Consider the following 26,685-nt stretch of genomic DNA (forward strand, 5'->3'; position numbering starts at 1 on the left):
GTTCACGCTGTACATCTCTGTGCCGGGTCCACGAGGAGGTGGCATGAGCCGCACGACGATCGCCGATGTCGCCCGGGAAGCCGGCGTCACGAAGGCCACGGTCTCGCATGCCCTGAGCGGCAACCGCCCCATCTCCGAGGAGACGCGGGCGAAGGTGCTCGCCGCGGCCGAGAAGCTGGACTGGGCCCCGAGCCAGAGCGCACGGGCACTCGCCACCCGCCGGGCCAACGCCATCGCCGTGGTGCTCGCCCGCGACCCGGAGGTCATCGCGAACGACTCCTTCTTCCCGGCCTTCATCGCCGGGGTCGAGTCGGTGCTCGCGGAGACCGAGACGGCGCTCCTGCTCCAGGTCGTCCCCGACCGCCACGCCGAGGAACGGGCGTACCGCACGCTGACCCACGGCAGGGCCGACGGGGCGCTCCTGCTCGATCTGCGTACCGACGACTGGCGCGTGCCGTTCCTCAACGACCTCGGCCTGCCGACCGTGCTGGTGGGCGCCTACGACCAGCCGACCGGGCTCTCGTGCGTGCGCACCGACGATGCCGCACCGATCCGCGAGCTCGTCGCACACCTCCGCGCCGCCGGGCACGGACGCATCGCCCACGTCTCCGGCCCCCTCGACTACGTGCACTCGAAGGCACGCGCCGAGGCGTACGTCGAGGCGGTCGGCGACGACGAGCTGCTCCGCGAGGGCGACTTCACGGCCGCGAGCGGGCGCGCCCGCACCGCCGAGCTCCTCGCCCTGCCCGACCGGCCGACCGCGATCCTCTACTCGAACGACACCATGGCGATCGCCGGCCTCTCCTATGCACGCGCACAGGGACTCTCGATTCCCCAGGACCTCGCGATCTCCGGATTCGACGACGATCACCTCTCCGCCCACCTGTCGCCGGCGTTGACCAGCGTCTCCTCTGATCCCGCCGCCCGGGGCCGCGCCGCCGCCCGGCTCCTGCGGGCGGAGATCATCGGAGCGCCGCCGCGCACCGAGGTCGTCGACTGCAACGTCGTGCACTTCCGGGAGAGCACCGGGTCGGCAGCACCCGCCTGACCGCACCACCACCTACCGCACCACCCCACGGCCACGCAGCCGTACCCCGCAGTGTCAAGGAGGACATCATGAAGAAGTTCCGCGCAATCGCCCTGATCGGCGCCACCGCTCTCGTCGCCACCGGATGCTCGGCCGGAGGTGGTGGCGGGGAGGGATCCGCCGACGGCACCGGCCCCATCAGCATCTGGCTCTCCAACAACGAGCAGGAAGTCGCCTGGGGCACCGCCGTCGTCGAGGCCTGGAACGCCGAGCATCCCGACGAGCAGGTGAAGGCACAGGAGATTCCCGCCGGATCGTCGTCGGAAGAGGCCATCACCGCCGCGATCACCGCCGGCACCGCGCCCTGCCTCGTGTACAACGTGGCCCCTGCCGCGGTCTCGGGCTGGGTCAAGCAGGGAGGCCTCGTCGACCTCAGCGCGATCGACGGGGGCGCCGACTACATCACCGAGCGCGGCGGCGATGTCGACGCCTATGCCAGTGACGGCAGCTTCTACCAGCTGCCCTGGAAGTCGAACCCGGTGATGGTCATGTACAACAAGGCGCTCTTCGAAGCCGCCGGCATCGACCCCGAAGACCCGCAGATGAACACCTACGATTCCTTCCTCGAAGGCTCGCGTGCGATCGTCGACTCCGGTGTGCAGAGCGCCATCTGGCCGGCTCCGACCAGCGAGTTCTACCAGCCGTGGTTCGACTTCTATCCGCTGTACCTGGCCGAGACGGACGGCACGATGCTGGTGGAGGACGGCAGGGCCACGTTCGACTCGGACGCCGGGCGCACGGTCTCCGAGTTCTGGAAGACCTTCTACGACGAGAAGCTGTCGCCGAACGAGGCGTCGACCGACGACGCAATGTCGGCCGGCACCACCGCCATGCAGCTCGCCGGCCCCTGGGCCATCCCCTCGTACGCCGACACCGTCGACGTCGGCTTCATGCCCGTGCCGACCAGCGACGGCCGCGAGAACCCCACGACCTTCGCCGACTCCAAGAGCGTGTCGATGTTCACGGCCTGCGAGAACCAGGGCACGGCGTGGGAGTTCCTGAAGTTCTCGACCAGTGAGGAGAGCGACGGACAGCTGCTCGAGGCGACCGGTCAGATGCCGATGCGCACCGGCCTCACCGACGCCTACGGCGACTACTTCGCCGCGAACCCGAACTACGTGGCGTTCGCCGAGCAGGCCGAGAAGACCGCCGACGTCCCCAGCATCCCGAACTCCGTCGAGGCATGGCAGGCGTTCCGCGACGAGTACTCCTCCGCCGTGATCTTCGACAAGGAGTCGATCGACGACTTCCTCGGGAATGCGGCGACGAAGATCGACGAGCTCGTCGCCGAGTGACATCGTGACCGACAAGAAGCGGTTGCGCACCCGATGGCTGGGTGCGCAACCGGTCGGCGGGCTGTTCGCGCTGCCGTACTTCGTGTTCGTGATCGCGATCTTCGCGTATCCGCTCGCGTTCGCCGTCTACATCGCCTTCCACGACTACTTCTTCACGGCACCCGGCACCGAGGTCGACCGCCCGTTCGTCGGCTTCGACAACTTCGTCACGGTGCTCACCGACCCGCGGGTCCTCGGATCCTTCCGCAACACCCTGATCTTCCTCGTCATCAACGTGCCGCTCACGGCGGTGCTCGCCCTGGTCCTCGCCGCGGCGCTCAACACCGGCATCCGCTGGGTCGCCGCCTACCGAGTCGCGTTCTACGTCCCCTACCTGACGGCGAGCGTCTCCCTCGTGGGCGTGTGGATGCTGCTGTTCTCGGGCAACGGGCTGATCAACACCATCCTCGGCCCGCTCGCCCCGGATCCGTCGTGGCTCGTGAACAGCGGACTCGCGATGCCGATGATCGCGTTCTACGTCACCTGGAAGCAGCTCGGGTTCTACATCCTGCTCTACCTGGCGGCCCTGCAGAACGTGCCGAGGGAGCTCTACGAGTCGGCGGAGACCGACGGCGCCGGAGTGTTCTCGCGTTTCCGGCACGTCACGATCCCCGGGGTGCGCAGCGCCACGACCCTCGTGCTGATCCTCTCGATCATCACCGGAGCCAACCTCTTCACCGAGCCGTACCTGCTCACCAACGGCGGCGGCCCGGACGGCGCCTCGACCACCCCCGTCCTGCTGATCTACCAGCTGGGCATCCAACAGCAGAACCCCGACACGGCAGCGGCGATCGGCATGATCCTCGTGATCTTCGTCGGGATGCTGTCGCTGGCGGCCAATCGCGTGACGAGGGAGCGATGATGCGAAAGAAGCGTTCACTGCCCCGCATCCTGAGCATCATCCTGCTCACGATCGCGGCCATCGGCTTCGCCTTCCCGTTCTACTTCATGATCGTGGGGGCGTTCCAGGAGAACCCGACGAACTCCCCCAGCGAGCTGTTCCCCACCAGCGGGTGGACGGTCGACAACTTCGTCGCGATCGACTCGCGCATCGACCTGGCCGGTTCGCTGGTCAACTCGCTGATCTTCACGGCGGGCGTCCTCCTGGGAACGGTCGTGTTCGGGCTGCTCGCCGGCTATGCGATCGCCCGGCTCGACTTCCGGGGGCGTGGCGTGATCTGGGTGCTGATGCTGCTCGTGCAGATGGTGCCGTTCCAGTTGCTGATGATCCCGCTCTACGTGCAGATCACCCGCAGCTATGGACTCGGCGACTCGTATCTGGGCATGATCCTGCCGTTCCTGATCAACACCACGGCGGTGTTCATCTTCGTGCAGTTCTTCAAGGCGCTGCCGGTGGAGATCTTCGAGGCCGCACGGATCGACGGTGCCGGCGAGATCCGCCTGCTCACATCGGTCGCGATCCCGCTCATCCGCCCCGTGCTCGTGACGGTCGTGCTGGTCACGTTCATCGGCCCCTGGAACGAGTTCCTCTGGCCGTTCCTCATCACGAAGGATGCGAGCCTGCAGCCGCTGGCCGTGTCCCTCGCCAACTACATCTCCAACGTGGCGCAGTCGACGGCCAACCCGAACGGCGCGATCCTCGCCGGCGCCACGGCGCTCGCGTTCCCCGTCGTCATCCTCTTCATCGTCTTCCAGCGCTTCTTCAAAGCCACCGACCTCGGCGCGGCCGTCAAAGGCTAGCCCCCATCCCCGACAGAAAGTGCCCCATGTTCACCGGAGCCTCCTTCCCCCTCGGTCCGTTCACGCCCTACGAGAGCAACCCGATCCTGCGCCCTCGGGGTGACAGCTGGGAATCGGCCAACCTCTACAACCCGGCGGCCCTCGTCGATGGCGACGAGGTCGTGCTGCTCTACCGAGCGCACGCCGACGACATCGTCTCCCACATCGGCATCGCCCGGTCGAAGGACGGGGTGACGTTCACCCGCGAGGACGCGCCGATCCTGTCCCCGTCCGAAGACTACGAACGCTACGGCTGCGAAGATCCACGTATCGCGCTGATCGACGGCACGTACTACCTGACCTACACGGGGTGGGATCGCCGCAGTGCACAGCTGTGCCTGGCCACCTCGACCGACCTGCGCACCTGGACCAAGCACGGTCCGTTGTTCGACGACTTCGACACGTTCAAGACCATGGACCCGCGCGGATTCAACTGGTCGAAGGCCGGGGTCATCGTGCCGCAGCGCATGCACGGCACGTGGTGGATGTACTTCGGCGAGGGCGCGATCTACTGGGCGACCAGCGACGATCTGATCCACTGGACCCCCGGAACGCCCGACACCGAGCCGATGTACTCGCCGACGCCCGGCACCTGGGACGAGGCGCTCGTCGAGATCGGCGCCTCTCCCGTGGTGACCGACAACGGGCTGCTGCTCTTCCTCACCAACGGCGCCACCCGCACCGTGCACGACGACGGCACGGTGGAGGTGGACTACCGCTGCGGGCAGATCGCGATCGACCCCGACGAGCCGACGCGTGTCATCGCGCGACTGCAGGAGCCCTGGCTGCGCCCGCAGACGTTCGAGGACACGCACGGACTCGTCTCCAACGTGACCTTCGTGGAGGGGCTGGTGAAGTTCCACGGCAAGTGGTTCGCGTACTACGGCCAGTCCGACACGACTCTCGCTGTGGCGATCCACGACCCCGCACAGCCCTGGGGACGGGCGCTGCACACCGATGCCCCCTCGCGTACGGAAGCCGGAGAGTGACGCCGTGGAGACCTCACGACGCACGTTCCTGACCCTTGCGGCGACGGCGTCCGCCCTCGCTCTCGTCCCCGCGGAGTCGGCCGTCGCCGCGTCCGTGACGCCCGACTCGGCTGTCCGGCTCGGGGGCCCGCACCGGCGGAGGCTGACGAACCTCGCCCACCTGCGATTCCTCCTCGCGGAGGTCCCGGTCACGGCGAGCGCGACGCACACCACGTTCGGCATCGAGGCGAAGCCGACGGTCCGCGCTCCCTGGACCTACGCGGACACCGATGGAGCGGGCGGGTACCGCCCGGTCGGCGGTGGCACCCTCGACGCGGCGACGGGGTACTGGTCGCAGGGAGCGTACAACGCGGACGACATCGCGCGCGCGGCGATCGTGTTCCTCCGCGACTGGAAGGCGACGCGCGACACGCAGAGCCGCGACGAGGCGAAGGACGTCCTCCGCTCTCTGGCGTTCCTGCAGACGACGTCGGGGCCGAACGCCGGGCGCGTGGTCCTGTGGCAGCAGGAGGACGGCACGCTGACCCCGAGCGCGATTCCGGTCGAGCTGCCCGATCCGTCCGACTCCGCCGAGTCCTACTGGCTGGCACGCAGCGTCTGGGCGTTCGGTGAGGGCTACGCGGCCTTCCGTCGCGAGGATCCCGAGTTCGCGGCGTTCCTCCGCGAGCGGTTGCACCTGTGCCTGGATGCGCTGCGCCGCGAGTCACTCTCCCGCGCGGGGCGATGGGTGAAGAGCGACGGTCGCCGGCTGCCCGCCTGGCTGATCGCCGGTGGCGCGGATGCGACGGCCGAAGCCATGCTCGGCCTCGCCGCCGCGGCCGAGGTCGGCGACTCCCGCAGCCGCGCCGCGCTGCAGACCTACGGCGAAGGCGTCGCCGCGATGGCCACCGATCCCTCGAAGGGCTGGCCCTTCGGCGCGGTCCTGCCCTGGACCGGATCGCTCGGGTTCTGGCACGCCTGGGGTGCCGCGGCACCCGAGGCGCTGGCTCGCGGCGGGGCGCTGCTCCGGCGGCGGGAGTGGTCCGCCGCCGCCATCGCGGATGCCGGGCGCTTCACCCCGCAGGTGCTCACGTCCGGGGGTCCGCACAACGCCTGGGCACCTCTGCCGGCCGAGGCCCAGATCGCCTACGGTGCCCACGGCCGCGTCGCGGGAGCTCTGCAAGCGGCGGCCGTCGGCGGCGACGGGCTGCGCGTGCTCGCGGGTCTCGCCGCCGGGTGGTTCTTCGGCGCGAACACGGCGGGGGTTCCGGTGTACGACCCGGCGACGGGCGTGACCTTCGACGGGGTGGAGACCGACGGGCGGGTGAATCGCAACTCCGGCGCCGAGTCGACGATCCACGGGCTGCTCACGATGCTCCTGCTCGACGCCAACCGTGATGTGGCCGACCTCGCGACCTCGATCACCGGCCTCGCCTCGTTCTCGGGGCTGCGGGTCCTGGAGGCCGAGGCAGCGCGACGGTCGCCCGGCGCCGCGATCGTGACCCCCGAGACGGGCGCGTGGATCGGCGAGGGGAACCTGTCCGGCGGATCCTTCGTGCACCTGCCGAAGGGCGAGTGGGTCGAGTTCGACGTGACGGAAGCCGACGCCGTCCTGCACGGTGTCGTCTGGCGTCAGGCCGCGCAGGCAGGCGAGGCGGTGTGGGAGGTCTTCCACGGTCGACGTCGCCTGTGGACGACACGGACACCCGCCGGAGGCACCGGCGACCCCGGGCTCACCGAGGCGGAGGGGATGCTGGTACCGCAACGGCTCGGCGGCGACCTGCCGGATGCTCCGGTGACCGTGCGGTGCACGAGTCGCGGCGACGTCCGGCTCGACGCGCTTCTGATCCAGCCGCGGGTGGCGAGCGCGGTGTACTCGACGACCGGACGCGCTGCCGTGCTCTACGCCGAGGCGACCGGTCGCACGCACCACGTCACACCTCTGGCCCCCGGTTCCGGACGCGCCTACAGCGCCGACGGCAGCCAGCGCGGCGGGGCGGTCGGCCACGGGAAGGTGCGCGTTCACGGCGGAGGCTTCACCGTCACCCGCTGAATCGGGCGCCGACACGCCGTTCTTTTGAATCACTCAAAAGAAGCGCTAGGCTCGGGGACATGGAGACAGAATTCGACTCGGTGCTTCGCGGCGCCGGGCTACGGTCGACCGCGGGCCGCGTCGCCGTTCTCGAAGCTCTCGACTCCATGGCCCATACGGATGCGGAGCGGCTCTACCGCGCCGTGTCCGTCGTGCTCCCGACCACGTCGATCCAGTCGGTGCACAACATCCTCGCGGACCTGACGACGGCGGGCCTCATCCGTCGGATCGAACCGGCAGGTTCCGCGGCGCTCTACGAGCGGCGTATCGGCGACAACCACCACCACGTCGTCTGCACCTTCTGCGGTGCGGTCGGCGATGTGGACTGCGTGGTCGGCGACGCGCCGTGTCTCACCCCGTCCTCCGCGGCGGGATTCACCGTCCAGACAGCCGAAGTCACCTTCTGGGGCGTCTGCCCCAGCTGCCAGAACGCCGCGTAGGTCCCCGGCGATCCTCCCGTCAACAGATGGGTCATTCGTCGCGCCTGCGCGCAGAAGGAGAACACCATGACGAACCCTGCCACCCCGAAACCCGCCACCACGACGCAGACCGGCACACCGGTCGCCAGCGACGCGCACTCCCTGACGGTCGGGGCCGACGGCCCCACGGTCCTCCACGACCGCTATCTGGTCGAGAAGCTCGCCTCCTTCAACCGCGAGCGGGTGCCGGAGCGCAACCCGCACGCCAAGGGCGGCGGCGCCTTCGGCACCTTCGTCGTCACGGAAGACGTGTCGGCGTACACCCGTGCAGCCGTGTTCCAGCCCGGAGCGGAGAGCGAGACGCTCCTGCGCTTCTCCTCGGTGGCCGGTGAACAGGGCTCCCCCGACACCTGGCGCGATGTGCGCGGCTTCTCGCTGCGCTTCTACTCGACCGAGGGCAACCTCGACATCGTCGGCAACAACACCCCGACGTTCTTCCTGCGCGACGCGATGAAGTTCCCCGACTTCATCCACTCGCAGAAGCGTCTGGGCGACTCCGGACTCCGCGACGCCGACATGCAGTGGGACTTCTGGACGCTCTCGCCCGAGACCGCCCACCAGGTCACGTACCTCATGGGCGACCGGGGCCTCCCGCGCAGCTGGCGGCACATGAACGGCTACGGCTCGCACACGTACCAGTGGGTGAACGCGGCCGGAGAGCGCTTCTGGGTGCAGTACCACTTCCTCTCCACCCTGGGCTTCGAGACCATGGAGGCCGACGAGGCCGAGAAGCTCGCCGGGTCGGACGCCGACTACTACCGCCGTGACCTCTTCGATGCGATCAGCCGGGGCGACCACCCCTCGTGGGACGTGTACGTGCAGATCATGCCGTACGACGAGGCCAAGGCCTACCGGTTCAACCCGTTCGACCTCACGAAGACCTGGTCGAAGAAGGACTACCCGCGCATCAAGGTGGGCACGTTCACGCTGAACCGCAACCCGCAGAACTTCTTCGCCGAGATCGAGCAGGCCGCATTCTCGCCTGGGAACCAGGTGCCCGGCACGGGGATCTCGCCCGACAAGATGCTGATGGCACGCGTGTTCTCGTACTCCGACGCGCAGCGCCACCGCATCGGCGCGAACTACAACCAGCTGCCGGTCAACCAGCCGCACGCGGCCGAGGTGCGCAACTACATGCACGAGGGCCAGATGCAGTACCGGTTCAACCCGGCCGAGCACCGCACCTACACGCCGAACTCCTACGGTGCGGCCGGCGGGCCCGAGGCCGATCCGGCAGCAGGCGTCGAGGCGAGCTGGGAGTCCGACGGCGAGCTGATCCGCTCCGCCGCGACGCTGCACGCCGAGGACGACGACTTCGGCCAGGCCGGCACGCTCTACCGCGAGGTGTTCGACGACGTGCAGCGGGCCCGGTTCCTGGAGACACTGACCGGCCAGGGCCGTTCGATCACGGTCGACGGCATCCGTGAGCGCTTCTTCCAGTACTGGACGAACGTCGACGCGGGGCTGGGTGAGGCGCTGCGCGCGCAGGTCTGACCCCCCTCCCCCTCCCCTTTGGGTCGAGGCCCCCGCGGCTCGTCGAGGCCCCCTCCTGTACACGCGTGCAGGAGGGGGCCTCGATGGTGAGAGGGGGCGACGGGCGCGTGCGACAGGACCAGAATGGATGGCGTGACCGTCCCGCTCTCCGACCTGACCTCCATGCCCGACCCCCAGCACGTGTACGCCCTCGACGGCACACGGCTGGCCACCTACACCTGGGGCGAGCTCGATGCCCCGGTCGTGGTGATCGTGCACGGCTTCGCTTCGAGCGCGCGCGACAACTGGGTGCTCACCGGGTGGGTGCGCGCGCTCACGGGCTCCGGATACCGCGTACTGGCACTCGACCAGCGCGGGCACGGCCTCAGCGAGAAGCCGCATGACCCCGACGGGTACCGCATCCGCACCCTCGTGACGGACGTCGAGACCGTGATGGACACGTACCTGGTCGACGACGCCTTCTACGTCGGATACTCGCTCGGAGCCCGCGTGGGATGGGAGGTCGTCCGTGAGCTTCCGCACCGCATCGGACGGGCCGTGCTGGGTGGCGTGCCCGACGGCATCCCCCTCGCCCGGCTCGACCTCGAGCAGGTGCGGGCCTACATCGCGGACGGCACTCCCGTCGCGGATCGGACCACGCAGAACTACATCACGCTCACCGAGAGGGTTCCCGGCAACGACCTGCAGGCGCTGGTCGCGCTCGCGGAGGGTATGCGGGCCTCGGGCATGATCGACCCCGATCCTTCGGATGCTCCGACCCGGCCGATCCTCTTCGCCACCGGCTCCAAGGACGCGATCATCGAGGGGTCCCGGGCTCTGGCCGCCGCGGCCGCCGACGGGCAGTTCTTCGAGATCCCGAACCGGAACCACTTCAACGCGCCCGGCTCGCGCGACTTCAAGGAAGCGGCGGTCGCGTTCCTCGCCGAGGCATAGCGCCGAAACCCCCCTCCACCGCCGAGACCCCCTCCTGCTGGCGTCAGCAGGAGGGGGTCTCGGCGAGGTGACGGGGTCTCGGCGCGGTGGGCGACCGGGCAGCGCCGGGCAGCTCCCGGGGGAGGTCCGCGTCAGACCGCGGCGGCCTCGTCACGCTTCGGCAGCACCCAACCCGCACGCGGGAAGTGGCAGGTGTATCCGTTCGGGTACTTGACCAGGTAGTCCTGGTGCTCCTCCTCGGCCTGCCAGAACGGACCGGCGGGCTCGATCGTGGTGACGGCCTTCGCCGGCCACAGGCCCGAGGCGTCGACGTCGGCGATCGTGTCGCGTGCGACCGTCTCCTGCTCGGGAGTGAGCGGGAAGATCGCGGAACGGTAGCTCGACCCGATGTCGTTGCCCTGACGGTTCAGCGTCGACGGATCATGGATCTGGAAGAAGAACGCGAGGATGTCGCGGTACGTCGTCTTCGCCGGGTCGAACACGATCTCCACGGCCTCCGCGTGACCGGGGTGGTTGCGGTACGTGGCATGGTCGTTCGAGCCGCCGGTGTAGCCGACCCGGGTGTCGAGGACTCCCGGCTGGCGGCGGATCAGGTCTTCCATGCCCCAGAAGCAGCCGCCGGCGAGGACGGCCGTCTCGGTCCCGGGCGTGCGGGTGATGGTTCCGGTGTCGGTCATGACTGCTCCTCAGAAGAATCGGTGGTGGGGTGTGCGAAGAGGGGACTGTAGCGACCGTACCCCTCCTCTTCCAGCCTGTCAGCCGGGATGAAGCGCAGGGCCGCCGAGTTCATGCAGTAGCGCAGGCCGCCCTCGGCGCGGGGACCGTCGTCGAACACGTGCCCGAGGTGGCTGTCGGCGCCCGCCGAACGTGCCTCGGTGCGCGTCATCCACAGCGAGCGGTCGGTCCGCGTGGTCACCGCATCCGCATCGATCGGCTTGGTGAAGCTCGGCCATCCGGTGCCACTGTCGAACTTGTCGGTGGACGAGAACAGGGGCTCGCCCGAGACGACGTCGACGTAGATGCCCTCGTCGTGGTTGTTCCAGTACGCGTTGCGGAACGGAGGCTCGGTCGCGTCCTGCTGGGTCACCTCGTACTGCAGGGGGGTGAGGCCGCTGACGGCCTCGGGGGTCTTGCCGTAGTCGTTCGACATGATCTGACTCCTTGTCCGACGTCGCTGGCTGCGGCGTCATTAGAGGAGAACCGACGAGCGGCCCGTTTTGGTCCCGCAGCCCTGGGAGCGGGCTGTGAGTTTCGGGCCGCTCGTCGGAGCGATGCCGTCCGGTGCCGACTCAGCCGACCTTCTGCCAGGGACCCCCGGTCGCCGCCGCGTACGGCTGCTGGTTGCGCGTCCACCACTTCGCCTCGAAGCGCGTGCCGTCGTGCACCACGTCGTCGCCTGCGGTGAAGACACGGGAGGGCGTCCACACCGTCGCGCCCTCTTCGTCCGACGCGAGCTCCTGCCAGGGACCGACGGGATCGCCGGGGCGCTGGTCGCGGGTCCACCACGACGCCTGCCACAGGCGGCCGTCGAGCGAGACGAGCTCCCCCTCGGTGTAGACGCTCTTCGCACTCCACGCCTCCGCGGTGGGCAGACTCAGCGTCCCGGCGTCGGACGAGGACGACACGGTGCGGGCCCCGTTCGCCGCCGTCGCCTCGAAGGGCTCCGCCGCGAGCGAGCCCTGCGCCACGTCGTCGGTCGTGAGCCGGACCACGACCGGATCGAGGGTCACCGCTTCACCGGGCGCGAGCGCACCCACGTCGGCTCCGGCGGCCGTCACGGCTTCGAGCGCGACGTTGCCGGTGTTCTCGACGGTGCGGGTCCAGGTCACGGTGTCGAACGCGTCCGCCACCCCGTTCCCGTTCTCGTCCGCCCACTCGCCTGCGGTCCGGCCGGAGACCGCGGGGGTGCGCGCGATCACATCGACTTCTCCCCCCGCCACCGTCAGCTGCGTCGTCGTCTGCCCTGCCGCCTCGACGGTCCAGGTCGTGTCGGCGACGAAGAAGCCGCGGTCGATGTCGGTCTGGGTGACGGTGTGACGTGCCGTGCCGCAGTCATAGCCCGCGCCGAGCGGCAGGTTCCGGTAGCGGCAGTTCCCGGCCGCGGGTGGGAGGAACGGCGAGAAGTCGCCGGTCGCAGGAACGACGGTCACGGTCATCGGGCTGCCGTTGTCGACCCGGAACGCGTAGGGAACCTGCTCGCCGACCGTGTAGGGGTTCGACCCGAGGTCGCGCCCGGCGTCGGCCCGCGCCCCCGTGATCGTGGCGGTCAGGACCCCGTCCCGGAGCACCACCGGAGCCCCCGTGTGGGTCACGGTCACGGCGGGGGCGGAGCCGTCGGCCGGCGCCACCGTGAAGGCGAACTCGGGCGTGTACCAGCCACGGTCGATATCAGCCTGAGTGAACGTGCGCCGCGGAGTGTTGCAGTTGTAGGCGTCGTAGGCCGGCAGGCTCAGCCACCTGCAGGCGGTGGGGGCGAAGCCCGTGGTGAAGGTGTTCGCCGCCGGGGTCACGACCGTCGTCATGCCCGCTGTGCTCACGACCCGCACCTGAAAGCTCAGCTGCTCCCCCGCGGTGTACGGGTTCGTGACGACGTTCCGCGCCGCCGACGTGTTCGTCATCGTGAGGGTCGCTCCGAGCACCGACGTCTGCGGCAGCGTGAACGTCGCGGTCGTCTGGCTCAGGCGTCCGTCCGCGGCGGTGAAAGCGGCCTGCAGGCGCTGAGCGCCGGCGGCCCCTTGCGGTGCGGTGACCTGCAGCTCGACGGTGGTGCTCGCGCCGGGTGCGAGATCCGCGATCTGCGCGGTGGTCGCCGTCCATCCGGCCGTCGTGTGGAGGGTGACGGCCCCACTGAGCGCCGTCGCCTCCTGGTTCGTGACCGTGACGGGGACCGCGGTGGCCACGCCTGCGGTGAGTGCTGTCGCCGGCACCGACAGCGGCGCGCACACCGCATTCATCCACTCCTCGTCGAACGACGAGAACTGCATCGTGTCGGTGTACCCCGCCTCCCACAACACGCCCACCCTGCCTTCGTCGATCGCCGTCGCGCTCGAGTAGGCGAAGGTCCCCGTCTCGAGCGTGCGCAGCCCGGGCCAGGTCTCGCCGTCGTCGCAGGAGAGCCGCACCGCTCCGTTCACGCGGTTGCCGTTGGCGCCGTTGTTGGCGTTGGTGAAGATCAGCTTCTTCGCATCGACGGTGCCTTCGGCGGCCTCCGGGTGCAGACGGGTGATCGAGGCGTTGTTCGTGGGGTCGGGCAGCTCGGCGTCGCGGATGACCGGACCGTAGCTGTGGCCCCCGTCGGTCGAGATCGCGACTTTGCGCAGACGCCCGTTGGAGCTGTCCCGTGAGTTGAGCATGACACGCCCGTCGGACAGCTCGACGACCTTGTTCTCGTCCATTCCGGTGCCGATGTACTCGCCGCGCTCCCAGGTCTCGCCGCCGTCGTCGGAGTACACCGAGTACGCCTGGATCGCGGTCGATCCATCGGCCTGGCGCACCGTGCCGGCGTACTGCTGGAGGAGACGCCCGGCGTGCTCGCCGTAGCGCAGCTGGATCCCCTCACCCGAGGTGGCGAACGTTCCCTTCACGTCTCCGGCGACCGGGCTGTAGACGCCGCCACTGATCGTTCCGTTCGAGGTCTTCACGACGTCCGTGATCAGTCGTGGCGCGCTCCACGTCGCTCCGCCGTCGTCGGAGTGGATCACCGCAGCGCCCATGATCTGCCGGTTCGCATCGTCGTCTCCGTACGCGCTCCCCTGGAATCCCTGATCCTTGGAGTGCACGAAGAACGCGAAGACGCGACCGCTCTCCCGGTCGACGACGTAGCTCGGGTCGGAGTATCCGTACCGGTCGCTCCCCGTCTTCCCCGCGGCGATGATCTGCAGCGGACCCCAGGTGCGACCGTTGTCGGTCGAGCGGCGCTGAATGATCGAGTTCGGGTTCGGGGCGTCAGCCGCACTCCCCGGCCGCGCGTCCCATGCCGCGATGACGACACCGTCGCCGAGGTGGGCGAGCGCGGGGATGCGGTAGAAGTAGTTCGCCGCGGTGCGGTCGGCACCGAGGTTCAGTTCGAGGTAGTCGCCGGGCTCGGAGTTCGGGTCGGTCAGGTAGCCGGGTGCGGGCGCAGCCGTGGCCGCCGTGGCCGGGAGGCTCAGCGCGAGCACCAGCGCCCCGATCGTGCCGCATCGCAGCCAGTGCCGACGGCGACTCCGGGGGGCGGGCGTGGGAGGAACGTGCATGGACAGACCTTTCTGTTCGTGCGGAAATCAGACGTCTGATGTCTGATTTCAAGTCACTCTAGCGAGGGTCCTCCCGCCGGACAAGAGCTCGATCTCGCGAGGATGCGGGAGTGCCCGGCGCTCAGCCCGCGGCGCGCACGACCGCGAGGTTCCGGGCGACCGTGCGCAGAGCATCCGCAGCGGTGACGTCATCGGGGCGTCTGGCCACCTTGAGCCCCAGCCAATCGACGTGACCCGCGGCGGTGAGCGCCTCGACCACCTGCGCCTCATCGAGGAGGGAACCGGATTCGGGATGGGTCGAAGCGATCGGCAGGTGCGCATCGACCCACGCCGCCCCGTACGGTCCCTGAACCGGCGCAGCACCCGAGAACGCCAGACCCGTGAGGAGCCCGGAGGCCGCAGCCGTCGCGATCTGCGCGGTCACGGCATCGGCATGGCGCAGCTCGATCGCGGAACGCCCCCAGTTGAGCCACAGTCCGATCGGCACCTCGGCCGCACGGATCGCGGTGATCTCCTCGTCGAGCGTCAGGAACCCCTTCTCCGGCACCTGGCCGGGCACGAACGCGTCGCAGTGCTCGACCACCAGACGGGCACCCGACCACTCGAACGCGGCGATCTCGTGGAGAGACCGCACGAGGGGCTCCCCGGCTCCAGCCGCTCGCGGAGCGGTGTGCACCATGACCACCGCGACGGAAGCGGCACTCTCGTCGTTGATGCGTGCGACGTCGGCGGCGACACGCTGCAGGTCGGCGATCGCCGCCGCCCGCCCGTCCTCGTCGACCGACGCGAGGCCGTACCGAGGATCGTCCCCGAGTCGCCTCATGACGAACGGGATCGGGGTCACGGCGAGCGCGACCGCCGGCACGTTCGCGAGGAACCAGGCGTCGTCGTGCGGATGGAGGCCTCCCATCCACGGCACCTCGAGCCCGCCGACCCCGGGCAGCGCGCACAGTGCGGGCAGCAGCTCGGCTTCGAGCGCCGGGTCCCATCGTGCGTGCGCGGGAGAGGCGGGGTACGCGCTGACGAGGACCGGCGCGGTCATGAGCGGGCTCCCCCGACCGCCTCAGCGAACCACGCCGTGATCGTCGAGGGATGGGTGATCGCGGTGCCGACGCACACGGCGAACGCCCCGGCGCTGATCGCGGCCGCGGCCTGCACCGGGGTGTGGATACGCCCCTCGGCGACGATCGGACGGCTGCACCGGCCGGCGGCCAGCTCGATGAGCTCCACGTCCGGCCCCGTGCTCTTCGGGCGCTCGTCCGTGTAGCCCGAGAGGGTGGTGCCGAGGAGGTCGGCGACCGCGGCCTCGGCGGCGATCGCATCGTCGAGGGAGCCGCAATCGGCCATGATCAGCGCATCGGTGTGCGCACGGAGGCCGGTGATCGTCTCCGCGAGGGTCAGTCCGTCCGGGCGGCGTCGGCGCGTCCCGTCGAGCGCGACGATGTCGGCACCGGCGTCGGCGACGGCCTTCGCGTGCACGAGGGTCGGAGTGATGAACACCTCGGCGTCGCCGTCCTTCCACAGCCCCACGACGGGGACCGGGAGGTGCGCGGTCGCGCGGAGGTCCTCGATCCCCTGCACGCGGATGCCGGCGGCCCCACCGACCACGGCGGCCGCGGCGACCTGCGCCATCGTCCGGGGGTCCCGCATGGCCTCGCCGGGGTAGGCCTGGCACGAGACGATCAGTCCGCCCCGCAGTCTTTCGAGGGTGTCGGTGAATCTCATGGGTTCCTCCAGGCGGATGCCGCGGCTCCCCGCAGCGGCGCGTCGTCGCCGAGCGTTCCCGGCAGGATGGGGGTGCGCTGCAGCGCATCGATCGCCTCGGCGTGGAACGCGGCGCGCATCGGGCGCCACCAGTCCTCGCCGATGTTCGGGACACCCCCGGTGACCACGATGCGCTCGGGGTCGAGCAGCGTCGCCGCGCCTGCGAGAGCACGCCCCACGGCGGCGGCCGACTCGTCCAGGGCGCGTCGGGCGATGGGGTCCCCCGCCGTGACCGCGATGGCGATCCCGCGCGCATCGGAGATGCCGGGGTCGCCCCCGAGCGAGAGGAAGTGCCGGTGCATCCCGATACCGGAGCCGATCGCCTCGAGGTGACCGTGGCGTCCGCACGGGCAGCGCAGGTGCGCGGCGCCCGGCACGGGAAGGTGCGCGATCTCGCCCGCGACGTGATGGGCTCCGCGGATCGGCCTGTCACGCACGAGGAGCCCTGCGCCGACCCCGGTGCCGACCGCGATGACGAGCGCGCTCGGCGCCCCGGCTGCGGCGCCGTGCCGATACTCGCCCAGGGCGTGCGCGTCGACGTCGTTCTGCACTTCCACGGGCGCGTCCGGCATCAGCCGGTCGTGAAGCCCTGCGCGGACGAGTGCGGCGAGCGGTGTGCCCGGCCAGTCGGTGAAGGTGTCGGTGGCGGAGACGATCGTGCCGCTCCCGGCGTCGACGACGCCCGCCGTGCCGATGCCGACCCCGGACAGACGCAGCCCGGATCCCGCGAGCAGCCGCCGGGCGAGCGCGACGACGGTCGCCACGACGGCTGACGGTCCTTCGGCTGCGGGGGTCGCTGCCACCTCGGTCCGCAACAACCGGTCGTGGCGGTCGGCGAGCGCTGCGGCCGTCTTGGTACCGCCGATGTCGACGGCGAGGACGACCTCCTCCATCAGCCGACGGCGACGGGGAGCAGATGCAGCTCGTCGAGGATGTCGCGGATCCGGGACACCGCGTCGGCGTCGAGCGCCTGCACGGTGTTCGCCATCGTGGCGTGGTCGATGATGCCGCGGGCGTGCATCGCCGCCTTGAACGCACCGACACCGGTCGCGTCGCCCGACAGCCCCTTCGGCTGGAAAACGATGTCGAACAGCCGGTTGATGCGCTCCTGCTCGGCCCGAGCCGTCACCCAGTCGCCCGTCTTCGCGGCTTCCCACAGTCGGACGTATCCCGCAGCCTCCACGTTCGCGAGTCCGGGGACCACACCGTCGGCGCCGGCCAGGGCCATGGCGTCGACGACGACCTCGTGGCCGGTGAGCAGCTGCAGCGGTCGACCTGCGGCGTCGTTCGCCGCGATCAGGCGCCGGAACGACACGTCGTCACCCGAAGAGTCCTTCACCCCGTGGATGACCCCTTCGGTGCCGAGCTGCACGAGCAGGTCGATGCCGAGCTTGGAGTGCACGCGCACGGGCACGTCGTAGGCCCACAGCGGGGCATCGATGGCGGCGGCGATGGTCCGGAAATGGTCGGCCACCTCGGTGGCCGAGTTCAGGGTGTACAGCGGGGCCGTCGTGACGATCGCCTGCGCACCGGCATCGATCAGCCGTCGAGCGGTCTCGATGATGCGGGGCGCGGTGAGCTCGATGGCTCCGGCGATCACCGGAACCCGGCCGGCGTTGGCGGACACGATCGTGCGGAGCAGCTCGACGCGCTGGTCGTCGGTGAAGTACGCGGTCTCACCGGTGGAGCCGAGGGCGAAGAGCCCGGACACCCCCTCGGCGACGAGGCGGTCGACGAGGCGGGCGAGGGAGGTGTGATCGATCGACCCGTCGTCGAGCAGCGGGGTGGCGACGGGCGGGACGACGCCCGCGAAGACAGGGGCGGAGGAGGTGGCAGACATGTGTGTTCCGGTCGTTTCAGTGGTGGGGTTCGAGCAGCGAGGGCGCAGCGCCCAGCAGCGTTCTGGTGTAGTCGTCGGAGGGGGCCTCGAACACGCGGGCCGCATCGCCGAACTCGACGACCCGCCCCTTGTTCATGACGGCGATCTCGTCGGAGAGGTAGCGGACGGTCTGGATGTCGTGGGAGATGAAGACCATGCCGAGGCCGAGCTGCTCCTTCAGATCGGTGAGCAGGTTGAGGATCTGCGCGCGCACCGACACGTCGAGCGCCGAGGTGGGCTCGTCGGCGACGATCACCTGCGGCTCCAGCACGAGTGCTCTCGCGATCGCGACGCGCTGACGCTGGCCACCGGAGAGCTGGCTGGGCAAGGCGTCCAGGGCGGATGCCGGGAGACCGACGAGACCGATCAGGTCACGGACCTTCCGGTTCCGGGTCGACGGGCTGCCGAGCCGGTGCACCTGCAGAGGATCCAGGAGCGCGTCGCGCACCGTCATCCGTGCATTCAGGGCGGTCGCCGGATCCTGGAACACGACGGAGAGGATGCGGCCGAGCCGCTTGCGCACGGCGGGCGTGAAGGACCGCACCGGCTCCCCGCCGAACACGACCTGTCCGCTGGTGGGCTTCTCGAGGCCGATCAGCACCTTGGCCGAGGTCGACTTGCCCGAGCCGGACTCGCCGACGATGCCGAGCGTCTGCCCGCGCTTCACTGTGAGCGAGACGCCCGCGAGTGCATCCACGTACTCGGGCCGGAAGAGCGAGGAGGCACGTGTCTTGTAGCGGACATGCACGTCCTTGAGCTCGATCACGGACTCGTTCATCGCCCTGCTCCGATCGCCTGAACGGGCGCATCGTCCGGATGCGCGGAGTAGTAGTGCTCGGTGCCTTCGATGTGTCGCCGCACGGGGGTGACCCCCGCGTATCGCACGGGATCGCTGGAGCGCGGTGCGAAGCGGTCTCCTGTCGGGAAGTCGCGCGGTGACGGCACGACGCCGGAGACCTGGTGCAGCCGGTCGGACCCGGCCTCGATCGAGAGCACAGCCCCGAGGAGACCCTGCGTGTACTCGTGCACGGGCTGGGTCAGCACTTCTCTGGTGGTGCCCTGCTCGACGACCTGCCCCGCGTACATCACGGTGATGCGGTGGGTGAGTTCGGCGACCAGCGCGAGGTCGTGCGAGACGAACAGGAGCGCGAAGCCGAGCTCCTTCTGCAGACGCATGAGCAGTTCCACCACCTGCGCCTGCACCGTGACGTCGAGGGCTGTGGTCGGTTCGTCGGCGATCACCAGTCGCGGGTCACGGGTCAGGGCCATCGCGATGAGCACGCGCTGACGCTGACCTCCCGAGAGCTCGTGGGGGTACGAGGCGAGCGTGCGGTCGGGGTCGAGTCCCACCAGCTCCAGCAGTTCCGTCGCGGTGCGGGTGCCGCCGCGCGAGGTGAGCTGCTTCATCTGCGAGCGGATGAGCATCGCCGGGTTGAGCGAGCTCAGTGCGTCCTGGTACACCATCGCGATGTCGTGTCCGCGCAGGGCGTTGCGCTCCTTCGGGGCCATCTGCAACAGGTCTTCCCCGTCGAACAGGATGCGCCCGCGGATGTCGGCCTTCGGGTCGAGCAGGCCCATGATCGCCAGTGAGGTGATCGACTTGCCGCAGCCGGACTCCCCCACCAGCGACATGGTCTCGCCGGGACGCACCGTGAAGCTGACGTGATCGACCACGTCGACGTCGCCGTGCCGGGGGAACGAGATGCACAGGTCCTGCACGTCGAGCAACGGCGTGTCATCGCCCGTGTAGTCGAGTCGGTCGGTGCGCGAGAACTCGCGCTGACGCAGCTCGGCCAGTCGCTCGGCGAGGGGCACGGCCTCGGCGCGCGGCACCAGGGTGTCGGGCACCCCGCTCGGCACCGAGAGGTTCACCGCCGTGTCGACGGTGGGGATCACGTGGGTGTCGTCCGGCACGGCAGCGACCTCGAGCTCGTGGGTCGACTCCTCGGTGTTGGCGGCATCGGTCGTGATCTTGCGCGCCCGCGGCGAGACCATCGCATCGGTCATCCCCTCGGAGAGGATGTTGAGGCACAGGACCGTGAGCATGATGAGGATGCCGGGGAAGAAGGTCGCCCACCATGCGCCGCTCATCAGCAGGTTGCGTCCGGCGGCGATCACGTTGCCCCACGACGGCTCGGGATCCGGTACCCCGGCCTGCAGGAACGACAGCGAGGCCTCGAACACGATCGCGTCGGCGACGAGCACGGTGGCGAAGACCAGCACCGGGGCCATCGCGTTGCGCGCCACGTGACGGACGATGATGCGCGGGGTCCCCGAACCCATGACTCGCACGGCCGAGACGTAGTCCTCTCCGTACTGGTCGAGGATGTTCGCACGGACGATGCGAGTGAGTTGAGGCACGTAGAGGAACGCGATCGTGAGCACGAGCACCGGAAGCGATTTGCCGAACACCGCCACGAAGACGGCGGCGAGCGCGATGCCGGGGAACGACATGATGACGTCCATGACCCGCATGAGCGTCTCGGAGATCCACTTCGGCGCCGTGGCGGCGATGGTTCCGAGCACACAGGCGGCGAGCAGGGCGACCAGGGTCGCGCCGATGCCGATCACGAGCGAGTAGCGGGCTCCGTACACCAGGCGGGAGAAGATGTCGCGGCCCTGGCGATCGGTGCCGAACCAGTGCTCCGCGCTCGGCGGCTGCACGGGTGTTCCGGAGGCGAGCGGATCGAACGGGGAGATGAGCGGCGCGAAGATCGCGGCCAGGCCGATGATCGCCAGCACGGCGATGCAGATGGTCGAGCCGAGGGACAGTCGACCCCAGCGGAGGCCGGGGACGGAGAGCCGTTCCGTGAGTTTGCGTCGCATGTCACACCGCCCGGATTCGAGGATTGATGAGCACGTACAGGAGGTCGACGATGATGTTGATCACGACGAAGGCCAGCGCCACGGCGAGCGTTACGCCCTGCACGAGGTTGGGTTCGTTGTTGGTGACGCCGTTGAGGATGAGTGTTCCCATCCCGGGGATGGCGAAGATGATCTCGATCACGACCGCGCCGCCGAGCAGGTAGCCGATGCGGAGCCCGAGCACCGTCACCGGAGTGATCAGGGCGTTGCGCAGCACATTGCGTCCGACGACGATCACCCGCGGGATGCCGGCTCCGAGAGCGGTCCGGACGTAGTCGCGGTCGAGCTCTTCGACCATCGAGGTGCGCACGACGCGGGACAGCTGCCCGATCACGGGTACGGCGAGCGCGATGGCAGGCAGCGCCATCCGGGCGAACCATCCGGCGGGGTCGGCCCAGAAGTCGGGGAGGGGCCCGGAGGCGGGAAGCAGGTTCAGGCCGAGGGTGAAGATCTGGATGAGCAGGATGGCGAGCCAGAACGACGGCGTGGAGAGCGCGGCGACGCCGAAGACGCGGATCACCTGATCGGGCCAGCGGTCGCGGTACACCGCAGCCAGGACGCCGATCGCGAACGCCACGATCACGGCGATGATGAGACCGAGGAAGGTGAGCGCCAGGGTGACCGGGAAGGCGCGGGCGACTTCGTCGATCACAGGGAGGCTGCGCGCGGAGTAGGTGCCGAGGTCGCCCTGCACCAGCCCGAAGAGGAAGTTCACATAGCGGGCGAACAGCGGAAGGTTGAGGCCGTGGTCCTCACGGTAGGCCTCGAGGGCCTCGGGTGACGCCGTCTCACCGAGCGCGGTGCGCGCGGGGTCGACGGGAGAGAACGACATCACGAAGAACACGAGGAACGTGATGCCGAGGATCATCAGCGGCAGCTGCAGCAGTCGCCGGCCGATGAGGCGGAGCGTGTGGGACACGTGCCGCTCCTTCCGGGTGGGGTGGGGCGGGGGTGCGCTCCTCGGGTGAGTGCACCCCCGCCGGGGTCGGTCGGGTGCTACTTCGCCGCCACGCCGACGTCGAGGAACGACAGTCCGGTCGTGGGGACGGGCTGGAATCCGACGAGCTCCTGGCCGCTCCAGGCGGTCGGCAGCTTGCGGTGGAACAACGGATAGAGCACGGCCTCGTCGGAGATCAGATCGAAGGCCTGGTCCCAGGTCTTCTGCTGCTCCTCGCCCTCCTGCTGGACGGCGGTGTCGAGGAGCGTACGCAACTCGGCGTACTCCGGGGAGTCGGCCCAGTTCGTGCGGGTCTGGGTCCAGACGTTCTCGCCGTACCACCAGTTCATCAGCAGGTCGGGGTCGACACCGAAGACCGAGGGGTCGCCCGGCGCGACGGCGACCGTGTAGTCACCGGAGTCGACCTTCTCGTACATCGAGGCGGACTGCCCGATGTCGAGCGTGGTGTCGATGCCGATCGCGTCGAGGGACTCCTTGATCAGCGGAGCGACCTCCTTGACCCATCCGGTGTCGGTCGTGAGCAGCGTGATCGACAGGTCGGAGACGCCTGCATCCGCGAGCAGCTCCTTCGCCTTCTCGGGGTCGTACGTGTAGACCGTGGAGGCCTCGTGGTAGTTCGGGTACGTCTCCGGCAGGAACGACGTCGCCGGAGTGGCGTTGCCGAGCATGCCGGTGCCGATGATCTTGTCCATGTCGAGGGCGTAGTGCAGGGCCTGACGCACGCGGACGTCGTCGAACGGCGCAGCCTTGGTGTTGAACATCATGAAGAGCAGGCCGAACGACTGCACACTCTCGACGTCGGCTGCCGAAGCCAGGGTGTCGACGTCGATGTACGGCACGTCCTCGATCGCCTGCACGGTTCCCGTGGACATCGCGGTAACACGGGCGGAGGCGTCGGCGAGCAGGTTCCAGTTCATGCCGGCAGCGAGCGCGGGGCGCGGGCCGTTGTAGTCCTCGTAGCGCTCGAAGACGAGCTTGTCCTCGGGGACCGCCGAGACCAACGAGTACGGGCCGGAGCCGACCGGGTTGGCAGCGAAGCCCTCGGGGTCGGCTTCGACGACCGACTTCGGAACGATCTTCACGACGCCGAGACGATCGTCGATGAGCGAGAACGGGTAGTCCGTGGTGATCCGCACCGTGTCGTCGTCGACCGCGGTGACCGTGTCGATGAAGTCCACGAACGACAGGAAGAGCGAGTTGTTGTCCGGGTCGAGCACACGGTCGTAGCTGAAGACGACGTCGTCCGCCGTGACCGGGTCGCCGTTCTGGAAGGTCGCTCCTTCGCGCAGGTCGATCTCGTAGGTCGTGTCGTCGACCTTCGTCGGGAGTCGGCCGCGAGGGCCGGCGCCGCCTTCTGCGTGACGGGGTCGAGGTCGATCAGTCCCTCGAAGACGTGCCAGTTCGCCGAGACCGTGACGGCGCCGGACGCGACCATCGGGTCGAAGCTGCCGTTCAGGGTGTACGAGATGCCCGCTTCGATGATGCCGTCGGGGTCGATCTCACTTGCCGCAGCGCTTCCGTCGGAGGTGCTGGTGGTGCCTGCGCCGCAGCCGGCGAGGGCGACGGACGCGGCGACCGTGCCGGCGACCGCCATCGCGAATCGACCCGCGCGGCGGCGGGTGATGTATCGGTTCATGTGTGCTCCAGGGTGGTGGGGGTGGACATCTTGAGGACATCTGATGTCTGATGTACTCTAAACACAGGTTCGATCAGATCACAAGGGTGAGATGATCGGAGCGTTTCTGCCAGGCACGAGAAGGAGCCCCATGAAGTCCACCACGAGTAGGGCGTCACGCATGCGGCGCTCGACCACGGCGGATCAGATCAAGCAGCTCATCCTGACCCGCGGACTCACGCCGGGCGACCCGCTGCCGACCGAGGCGGAGCTCTGTGACGAGCTCGACGTCTCGCGATCCTCCGTGCGTGAGGCGATCCGCACGCTCTCCACGCTCGACATCGTCGACGTGCGTCACGGGCACGGCACCTACGTCGGCGCGATGTCGCTGGATCCGATGGTCGAAGCCCTCGTGTTCCGCGGGGTGCTGTCGCCGGAGGGATCCCTGCAGGCACTGCGCGAGGTCGTGGAGGTGCGCCTGGCGCTGGATCTGTCGATGGCCGAACGCGTGGTGGCCGCCGCCCAGCACGACCCCGATCCCGAACTGGATGCACTCGTCGCCGACATGGTCGACAAGGCCGGGCGTGGGGAGCACTTCCTCGACGAGGACCGGGCGTTCCATACTCGGCTCTTCGGCGCGATCGACAACCGCCTGGTCGGACAGCTCGTCGGTGCCTTCTGGGATGTGCACACCGCCGTGCTTCCACAGCTGGGCATCCCTCAGCCCGACGACATCCACAAGACGGCGAAAGCGCACGGCGAAATGCTCGAGGCCGCACGCTCGGGCGATGTCGAGCGCTACCGACGCGCGGTCATCGAGCACTACCAGCCGCTGCAGCGCGTGCTGGCGAGCGCGGAGGCCGACGCCCAGGGCTGAGCCGCGACACCGCACGGAACACGTCCTCCGTATCGATAGAGTTGCCTCCGCACCGCAACCTCTCGAGGGGAACCGCCCATGTCCGTTGGACTGCTCGCCGTCGTCGACGACATCCTGAGCGCCGCGATGAAGGCGTCGGCCAAGGCAGCCGGCGTCGTGATCGACGACGCCGCGGTCACCCCGCAGTATGTGCAAGGTCTCACACCGGCCAGGGAGTTGCCCGTCGTCGGCAAGATCGCTCTCGGGTCGCTGGCGAACAAGTTCCTGATCATCATCCCGGCAGCGCTCCTGCTGACCGCATTCGCCCCGTGGGTGCTGCCGTATCTGTTGATCCTCGGCGGGGCGTACCTGTGCTTCGAGGGCGCCGAGAAGGTGCTCGAATGGTTCGGGGTGCAGCACGGTCACGCCGATGAGGGCGCCCGCGACGAGAAGAAGCTGGTGCTCGGCGCCGTGCGCACCGACCTGATCCTCTCGACCGAGATCATGCTCATCTCGCTCGCGAGCCTCGAGAAGGGGCTCGACATCTGGGCGACGCTGGCGATCCTCGCCGTGATCGCCCTCCTGATGACGGGCGTCGTGTACGGCGCGGTCGCACTGCTCGTGAAGATCGACGACATCGGCCTGAAGATGGCGAAGAACCCGGTGCAGCGCGTGCGTCACACCGGCACCAGGATCGTCCGCTCCATGCCTGCGGTGTTCCGCTTCATCAGCGTGCTGGGCACGGTCGCGATGCTCTGGGTCGGCGGTCACCTCGTGCTGGTGAACCTCGGCGAGGTGGGCTGGCACTTCCCGGTCGACGTGCTGCACGGGATCGAGCATGCGCTGGAGCCGTTCGGCGGTTTCGTGGTCTGGGTGGTCGAGACGATCGTGTCGGCGATCGCCGGCCTCGCGCTCGGGCTGGTGATCGTCGGAATCGTCCTGGGCATCGCCCGGCTCTTCGGCAAGACTCCCAACTTCCACGAGGGCGAGGCGTCCCCCGCCGACGTGCACGTCTGAGCGGTACCGTGCGACGGATCATTCCGACGGTCGCTTCCCCCTCTGCCCGTCGATCGAGTTGGTCGCGGGAGCGAGGCCCCCTGTATGACCCCGCGACCGAGTGACACTCCGGCATCGCCGTTGCCGTATCCTCGACGCCATGTCCGCCTCCCCGCACACGCTGAAGCCCGGCGACGCGTCGCGCGGTGCCGACCGTTGGTTCCGCGAGCAGGGGCTCCCGACGTTCGTGCCGCTGCGCCGCTGGTTCACGGATCTGCCCCGACGCGTGGCGCCGCTGATCGCCTGGGTCGCCGTGGCTGCGTACCTCTTCCAGGACGGGATCGAGCTCGTGATCGAGTTCGCCATCGATGACGAGTACCCCGAGGTGGCCGCTTTCATGCTGCTCCTGGCGCTGGTCATCTTCGTGCTGGCGGCGGGTCTCGCCTGGGCCGCCTACTTCCTCGTCCGTGCCCTGCTGCGTCGGCTTCCGGTGGGCATCGGCACCGCGGTCGCCCTCCTCGTGATAGCCGGATGCCTCGCCTTCACGATCGCGTGGGGCTACAGCACACAGCCGGACGCCTCGGTCGGACCCGTCCTCCGCACGCTCCTGGTGCTCGGCCTCTGCATCCTGGTGACCGGCATGGGCGGTGGTGCCTTGATCTCCTGGGCCTCCCGCCTCGCGGTGCGCAACGCATCGGCGATCGGTCACATGGCCTCGATCGCGCTGCCGGTGATCCTCATGCTCGTCGTGTTCTCCTTCTTCTCCGTCGAGGTGTGGCAGATGGCCTCCGCGATGTCCTGGGGATCGATCGCGCTGCTCACCCTCGTCGTCGCGGTGCTCGCGGGTATCGTCGTGCTGCGGGTCGCCGCCTCCGAGATCGAGGACGAAGCGCAGGCACCGTCGGATGAGCAGCGCACCGCCCTGCTCGTCGGCACACCCGCCGAAGGACGCCGCGTCGCGCCCGGCGCACCGCGAAGGCTGCGCGCACCGCAACGCATCAACATCCTGCTCGCCCTGACCGTCGCTCAGTTGGTGCAGGCGCTGTTCTTCGCCGGGCTGCTCGCGGCGCTGCTGATCATCATCGGCGCGATCACCGTCCCCGCGGGGCTCGTCGGCCTCTGGCTCGGGCCCGGCAGCGTCACACAACCGATGACGGTGCAGCCTCTCGAGTTCTTCGGGGCGACGCTGCCGCTCACCGTCAACCTCCTCAAGGTGGCGACGATCCTCGCGGTGATCGCGGCCCTCCCGTTCGTCTTCTCCGCCGTCAGCGAGACCCGCTACCGCGAGCGATTCTTCGACCCGATCATGGTCGACATGCGCCGCGCAATCCTCGTGCGCGATGCGATCGACACGACACCGTCGCGCTGACGGGCGTAACTGTTCGGTTGC

General features: G+C 69.2%; 23 protein-coding genes. 12 read left to right on the forward strand and 11 right to left on the reverse strand.

The features are described 5' to 3' along the window. The first annotated feature begins 43 nt into the window (after positions 1-43). From LRQ07_RS17305 to LRQ07_RS17345, 9 genes are all read left to right on the forward strand, one after another. Positions 44-1,048: a LacI family DNA-binding transcriptional regulator gene (locus tag LRQ07_RS17305; RefSeq protein ID WP_256535338.1), complete on the forward strand. Its 1,005-nt coding sequence runs from the start codon at positions 44-46 to the stop codon at positions 1,046-1,048. 68 nt (positions 1,049-1,116) lie between these two features. After that, entirely contained in the window at positions 1,117-2,382 is a 1,266-nt protein-coding gene (locus LRQ07_RS17310; RefSeq protein WP_256535339.1) for an extracellular solute-binding protein, read from the forward strand. Positions 2,383-2,386: 4 nt separating this feature from the next. Continuing rightward, positions 2,387-3,283 carry a carbohydrate ABC transporter permease gene (locus tag LRQ07_RS17315; RefSeq protein ID WP_131494437.1) on the forward strand — a complete coding sequence of 299 codons (897 nt, stop codon included), beginning with the start codon at positions 2,387-2,389 and terminating at the stop codon, positions 3,281-3,283. Further along, on the forward strand, positions 3,280-4,122 hold the full coding sequence (locus LRQ07_RS17320; RefSeq protein ID WP_256535340.1) for a carbohydrate ABC transporter permease: 843 nt from the start codon (positions 3,280-3,282) through the stop codon (positions 4,120-4,122). The genes LRQ07_RS17315 and LRQ07_RS17320 overlap by 4 nt, the downstream gene beginning before the upstream one ends. 26 nt (positions 4,123-4,148) lie before the next feature. Beyond that, on the forward strand, positions 4,149-5,150 hold the full coding sequence (locus tag LRQ07_RS17325; protein WP_256535341.1) for a glycoside hydrolase family 130 protein: 1,002 nt from the start codon (positions 4,149-4,151) through the stop codon (positions 5,148-5,150). A 4-nt stretch (positions 5,151-5,154) separates the two neighbouring features. After that, positions 5,155-7,182 (forward strand): hypothetical protein, encoded by a 2,028-nt coding sequence (locus LRQ07_RS17330; RefSeq protein WP_256535342.1) that lies wholly within the window; start codon positions 5,155-5,157, stop codon positions 7,180-7,182. A 59-nt stretch (positions 7,183-7,241) separates the two neighbouring features. Next, on the forward strand, positions 7,242-7,661 hold the full coding sequence (locus tag LRQ07_RS17335) for a Fur family transcriptional regulator (protein ID WP_256535343.1): 420 nt from the start codon (positions 7,242-7,244) through the stop codon (positions 7,659-7,661). Between the two features lie 66 nt (positions 7,662-7,727). Beyond that, positions 7,728-9,194, forward strand: a complete 1,467-nt coding sequence (locus LRQ07_RS17340; RefSeq protein ID WP_047524506.1) for a catalase — start codon at positions 7,728-7,730, stop codon at positions 9,192-9,194. A gap of 132 nt (positions 9,195-9,326) precedes the next feature. Beyond that, positions 9,327-10,127, forward strand: a complete 801-nt coding sequence (locus tag LRQ07_RS17345) for an alpha/beta fold hydrolase (protein ID WP_256535344.1) — start codon at positions 9,327-9,329, stop codon at positions 10,125-10,127. A gap of 131 nt (positions 10,128-10,258) precedes the next feature. Here the strand turns inward: LRQ07_RS17345 and msrA are convergent, their stop codons facing one another. The 11 genes from msrA to LRQ07_RS17400 all read right to left on the reverse strand — a co-directional run bounded on the left by msrA (position 10,259) and on the right by LRQ07_RS17400 (position 23,228). Then, the gene (gene msrA / locus LRQ07_RS17350) at positions 10,259-10,804 is read right to left on the reverse strand and encodes a peptide-methionine (S)-S-oxide reductase MsrA (RefSeq protein ID WP_047522878.1); all 546 of its coding nucleotides are present in this window, start codon (positions 10,802-10,804) and stop codon (positions 10,259-10,261) included. Continuing rightward, entirely contained in the window at positions 10,801-11,277 is a 477-nt protein-coding gene (msrB, locus tag LRQ07_RS17355) for a peptide-methionine (R)-S-oxide reductase MsrB (protein WP_256535345.1), read from the reverse strand. Before msrB ends, msrA begins: the two co-directional genes overlap by 4 nt. 139 nt (positions 11,278-11,416) lie before the next feature. Beyond that, positions 11,417-14,362, reverse strand: a complete 2,946-nt coding sequence (locus LRQ07_RS17360) for an exo-alpha-sialidase (protein WP_256535346.1) — start codon at positions 14,360-14,362, stop codon at positions 11,417-11,419. A gap of 121 nt (positions 14,363-14,483) precedes the next feature. Next, positions 14,484-15,404, reverse strand: a complete 921-nt coding sequence (locus tag LRQ07_RS17365) for a DUF4862 family protein (protein ID WP_256535347.1) — start codon at positions 15,402-15,404, stop codon at positions 14,484-14,486. Then, positions 15,401-16,087, reverse strand: a complete 687-nt coding sequence (locus LRQ07_RS17370) for an N-acetylmannosamine-6-phosphate 2-epimerase (RefSeq protein WP_256535348.1) — start codon at positions 16,085-16,087, stop codon at positions 15,401-15,403. The genes LRQ07_RS17365 and LRQ07_RS17370 overlap by 4 nt, the downstream gene beginning before the upstream one ends. After that, positions 16,084-17,019, reverse strand: a complete 936-nt coding sequence (locus tag LRQ07_RS17375; RefSeq protein ID WP_256535349.1) for an ROK family protein — start codon at positions 17,017-17,019, stop codon at positions 16,084-16,086. The genes LRQ07_RS17370 and LRQ07_RS17375 overlap by 4 nt, the downstream gene beginning before the upstream one ends. Beyond that, on the reverse strand, positions 17,019-17,966 hold the full coding sequence (locus tag LRQ07_RS17380) for a dihydrodipicolinate synthase family protein (protein ID WP_256535350.1): 948 nt from the start codon (positions 17,964-17,966) through the stop codon (positions 17,019-17,021). Before LRQ07_RS17380 ends, LRQ07_RS17375 begins: the two co-directional genes overlap by 1 nt. Positions 17,967-17,982: 16 nt before the next feature. After that, positions 17,983-18,783 (reverse strand): ABC transporter ATP-binding protein, encoded by an 801-nt coding sequence (locus LRQ07_RS17385; RefSeq protein WP_256535351.1) that lies wholly within the window; start codon positions 18,781-18,783, stop codon positions 17,983-17,985. Further along, on the reverse strand, positions 18,780-20,831 hold the full coding sequence (locus LRQ07_RS17390; RefSeq protein ID WP_256535352.1) for a dipeptide/oligopeptide/nickel ABC transporter permease/ATP-binding protein: 2,052 nt from the start codon (positions 20,829-20,831) through the stop codon (positions 18,780-18,782). The genes LRQ07_RS17385 and LRQ07_RS17390 overlap by 4 nt, the downstream gene beginning before the upstream one ends. 1 nt (position 20,832) lies before the next feature. Next, entirely contained in the window at positions 20,833-21,789 is a 957-nt protein-coding gene (locus LRQ07_RS17395; protein WP_256535353.1) for an ABC transporter permease, read from the reverse strand. Between the two features lie 77 nt (positions 21,790-21,866). Next, on the reverse strand, positions 21,867-23,228 hold the full coding sequence (locus LRQ07_RS17400) for an ABC transporter substrate-binding protein (protein WP_256536454.1): 1,362 nt from the start codon (positions 23,226-23,228) through the stop codon (positions 21,867-21,869). Between the two features lie 366 nt (positions 23,229-23,594). Between LRQ07_RS17400 and LRQ07_RS17405 the strand changes: the two genes are divergently transcribed. The 3 genes from LRQ07_RS17405 to LRQ07_RS17415 all read left to right on the forward strand — a co-directional run bounded on the left by LRQ07_RS17405 (position 23,595) and on the right by LRQ07_RS17415 (position 26,664). Continuing rightward, the gene (locus tag LRQ07_RS17405; RefSeq protein ID WP_240740538.1) at positions 23,595-24,320 is read left to right on the forward strand and encodes a FadR/GntR family transcriptional regulator; all 726 of its coding nucleotides are present in this window, start codon (positions 23,595-23,597) and stop codon (positions 24,318-24,320) included. Between the two features lie 78 nt (positions 24,321-24,398). Beyond that, a complete protein-coding gene (locus LRQ07_RS17410) occupies positions 24,399-25,316 on the forward strand; it encodes a DUF808 domain-containing protein (RefSeq protein ID WP_134352516.1) in 918 nt (305 codons plus the stop codon). 139 nt (positions 25,317-25,455) lie between these two features. Then, positions 25,456-26,664, forward strand: a complete 1,209-nt coding sequence (locus tag LRQ07_RS17415; protein WP_256535354.1) for a hypothetical protein — start codon at positions 25,456-25,458, stop codon at positions 26,662-26,664. Positions 26,665-26,685: the final 21 nt, after the last annotated feature.

The organism is Microbacterium sp. J1-1, from assembly GCF_024498615.1.
Taxonomy (GTDB): domain Bacteria; phylum Actinomycetota; class Actinomycetes; order Actinomycetales; family Microbacteriaceae; genus Microbacterium; species Microbacterium aurugineum.

Excerpts from the sequence above, each read along its gene's own strand:
- msrB (WP_256535345.1), bottom strand. The coding sequence starts at position 11,277 with ATGTCGAACGACTACGGCAAGACCCCCGAGGCCGTCAGCGGCCTCACC.
- LRQ07_RS17380 (WP_256535350.1), bottom strand. The coding sequence starts at position 17,966 with ATGTCTGCCACCTCCTCCGCCCCTGTCTTCGCGGGCGTCGTCCCGCCC.
- LRQ07_RS17410 (WP_134352516.1), top strand. The coding sequence starts at position 24,399 with ATGTCCGTTGGACTGCTCGCCGTCGTCGACGACATCCTGAGCGCCGCG.
- LRQ07_RS17340 (WP_047524506.1), top strand. The coding sequence starts at position 7,728 with ATGACGAACCCTGCCACCCCGAAACCCGCCACCACGACGCAGACCGGC.
- LRQ07_RS17365 (WP_256535347.1), bottom strand. The coding sequence starts at position 15,404 with ATGACCGCGCCGGTCCTCGTCAGCGCGTACCCCGCCTCTCCCGCGCAC.
- LRQ07_RS17325 (WP_256535341.1), top strand. The coding sequence starts at position 4,149 with ATGTTCACCGGAGCCTCCTTCCCCCTCGGTCCGTTCACGCCCTACGAG.
- LRQ07_RS17370 (WP_256535348.1), bottom strand. The coding sequence starts at position 16,087 with ATGAGATTCACCGACACCCTCGAAAGACTGCGGGGCGGACTGATCGTC.
- msrA (WP_047522878.1), bottom strand. The coding sequence starts at position 10,804 with ATGACCGACACCGGAACCATCACCCGCACGCCCGGGACCGAGACGGCC.
- LRQ07_RS17360 (WP_256535346.1), bottom strand. The coding sequence starts at position 14,362 with ATGCACGTTCCTCCCACGCCCGCCCCCCGGAGTCGCCGTCGGCACTGG.
- LRQ07_RS17305 (WP_256535338.1), top strand. The coding sequence starts at position 44 with ATGAGCCGCACGACGATCGCCGATGTCGCCCGGGAAGCCGGCGTCACG.
- LRQ07_RS17385 (WP_256535351.1), bottom strand. The coding sequence starts at position 18,783 with ATGAACGAGTCCGTGATCGAGCTCAAGGACGTGCATGTCCGCTACAAG.
- LRQ07_RS17390 (WP_256535352.1), bottom strand. The coding sequence starts at position 20,831 with ATGCGACGCAAACTCACGGAACGGCTCTCCGTCCCCGGCCTCCGCTGG.
- LRQ07_RS17335 (WP_256535343.1), top strand. The coding sequence starts at position 7,242 with ATGGAGACAGAATTCGACTCGGTGCTTCGCGGCGCCGGGCTACGGTCG.
- LRQ07_RS17415 (WP_256535354.1), top strand. The coding sequence starts at position 25,456 with ATGTCCGCCTCCCCGCACACGCTGAAGCCCGGCGACGCGTCGCGCGGT.
- LRQ07_RS17320 (WP_256535340.1), top strand. The coding sequence starts at position 3,280 with ATGATGCGAAAGAAGCGTTCACTGCCCCGCATCCTGAGCATCATCCTG.
- LRQ07_RS17375 (WP_256535349.1), bottom strand. The coding sequence starts at position 17,019 with ATGGAGGAGGTCGTCCTCGCCGTCGACATCGGCGGTACCAAGACGGCC.
- LRQ07_RS17405 (WP_240740538.1), top strand. The coding sequence starts at position 23,595 with ATGAAGTCCACCACGAGTAGGGCGTCACGCATGCGGCGCTCGACCACG.
- LRQ07_RS17310 (WP_256535339.1), top strand. The coding sequence starts at position 1,117 with ATGAAGAAGTTCCGCGCAATCGCCCTGATCGGCGCCACCGCTCTCGTC.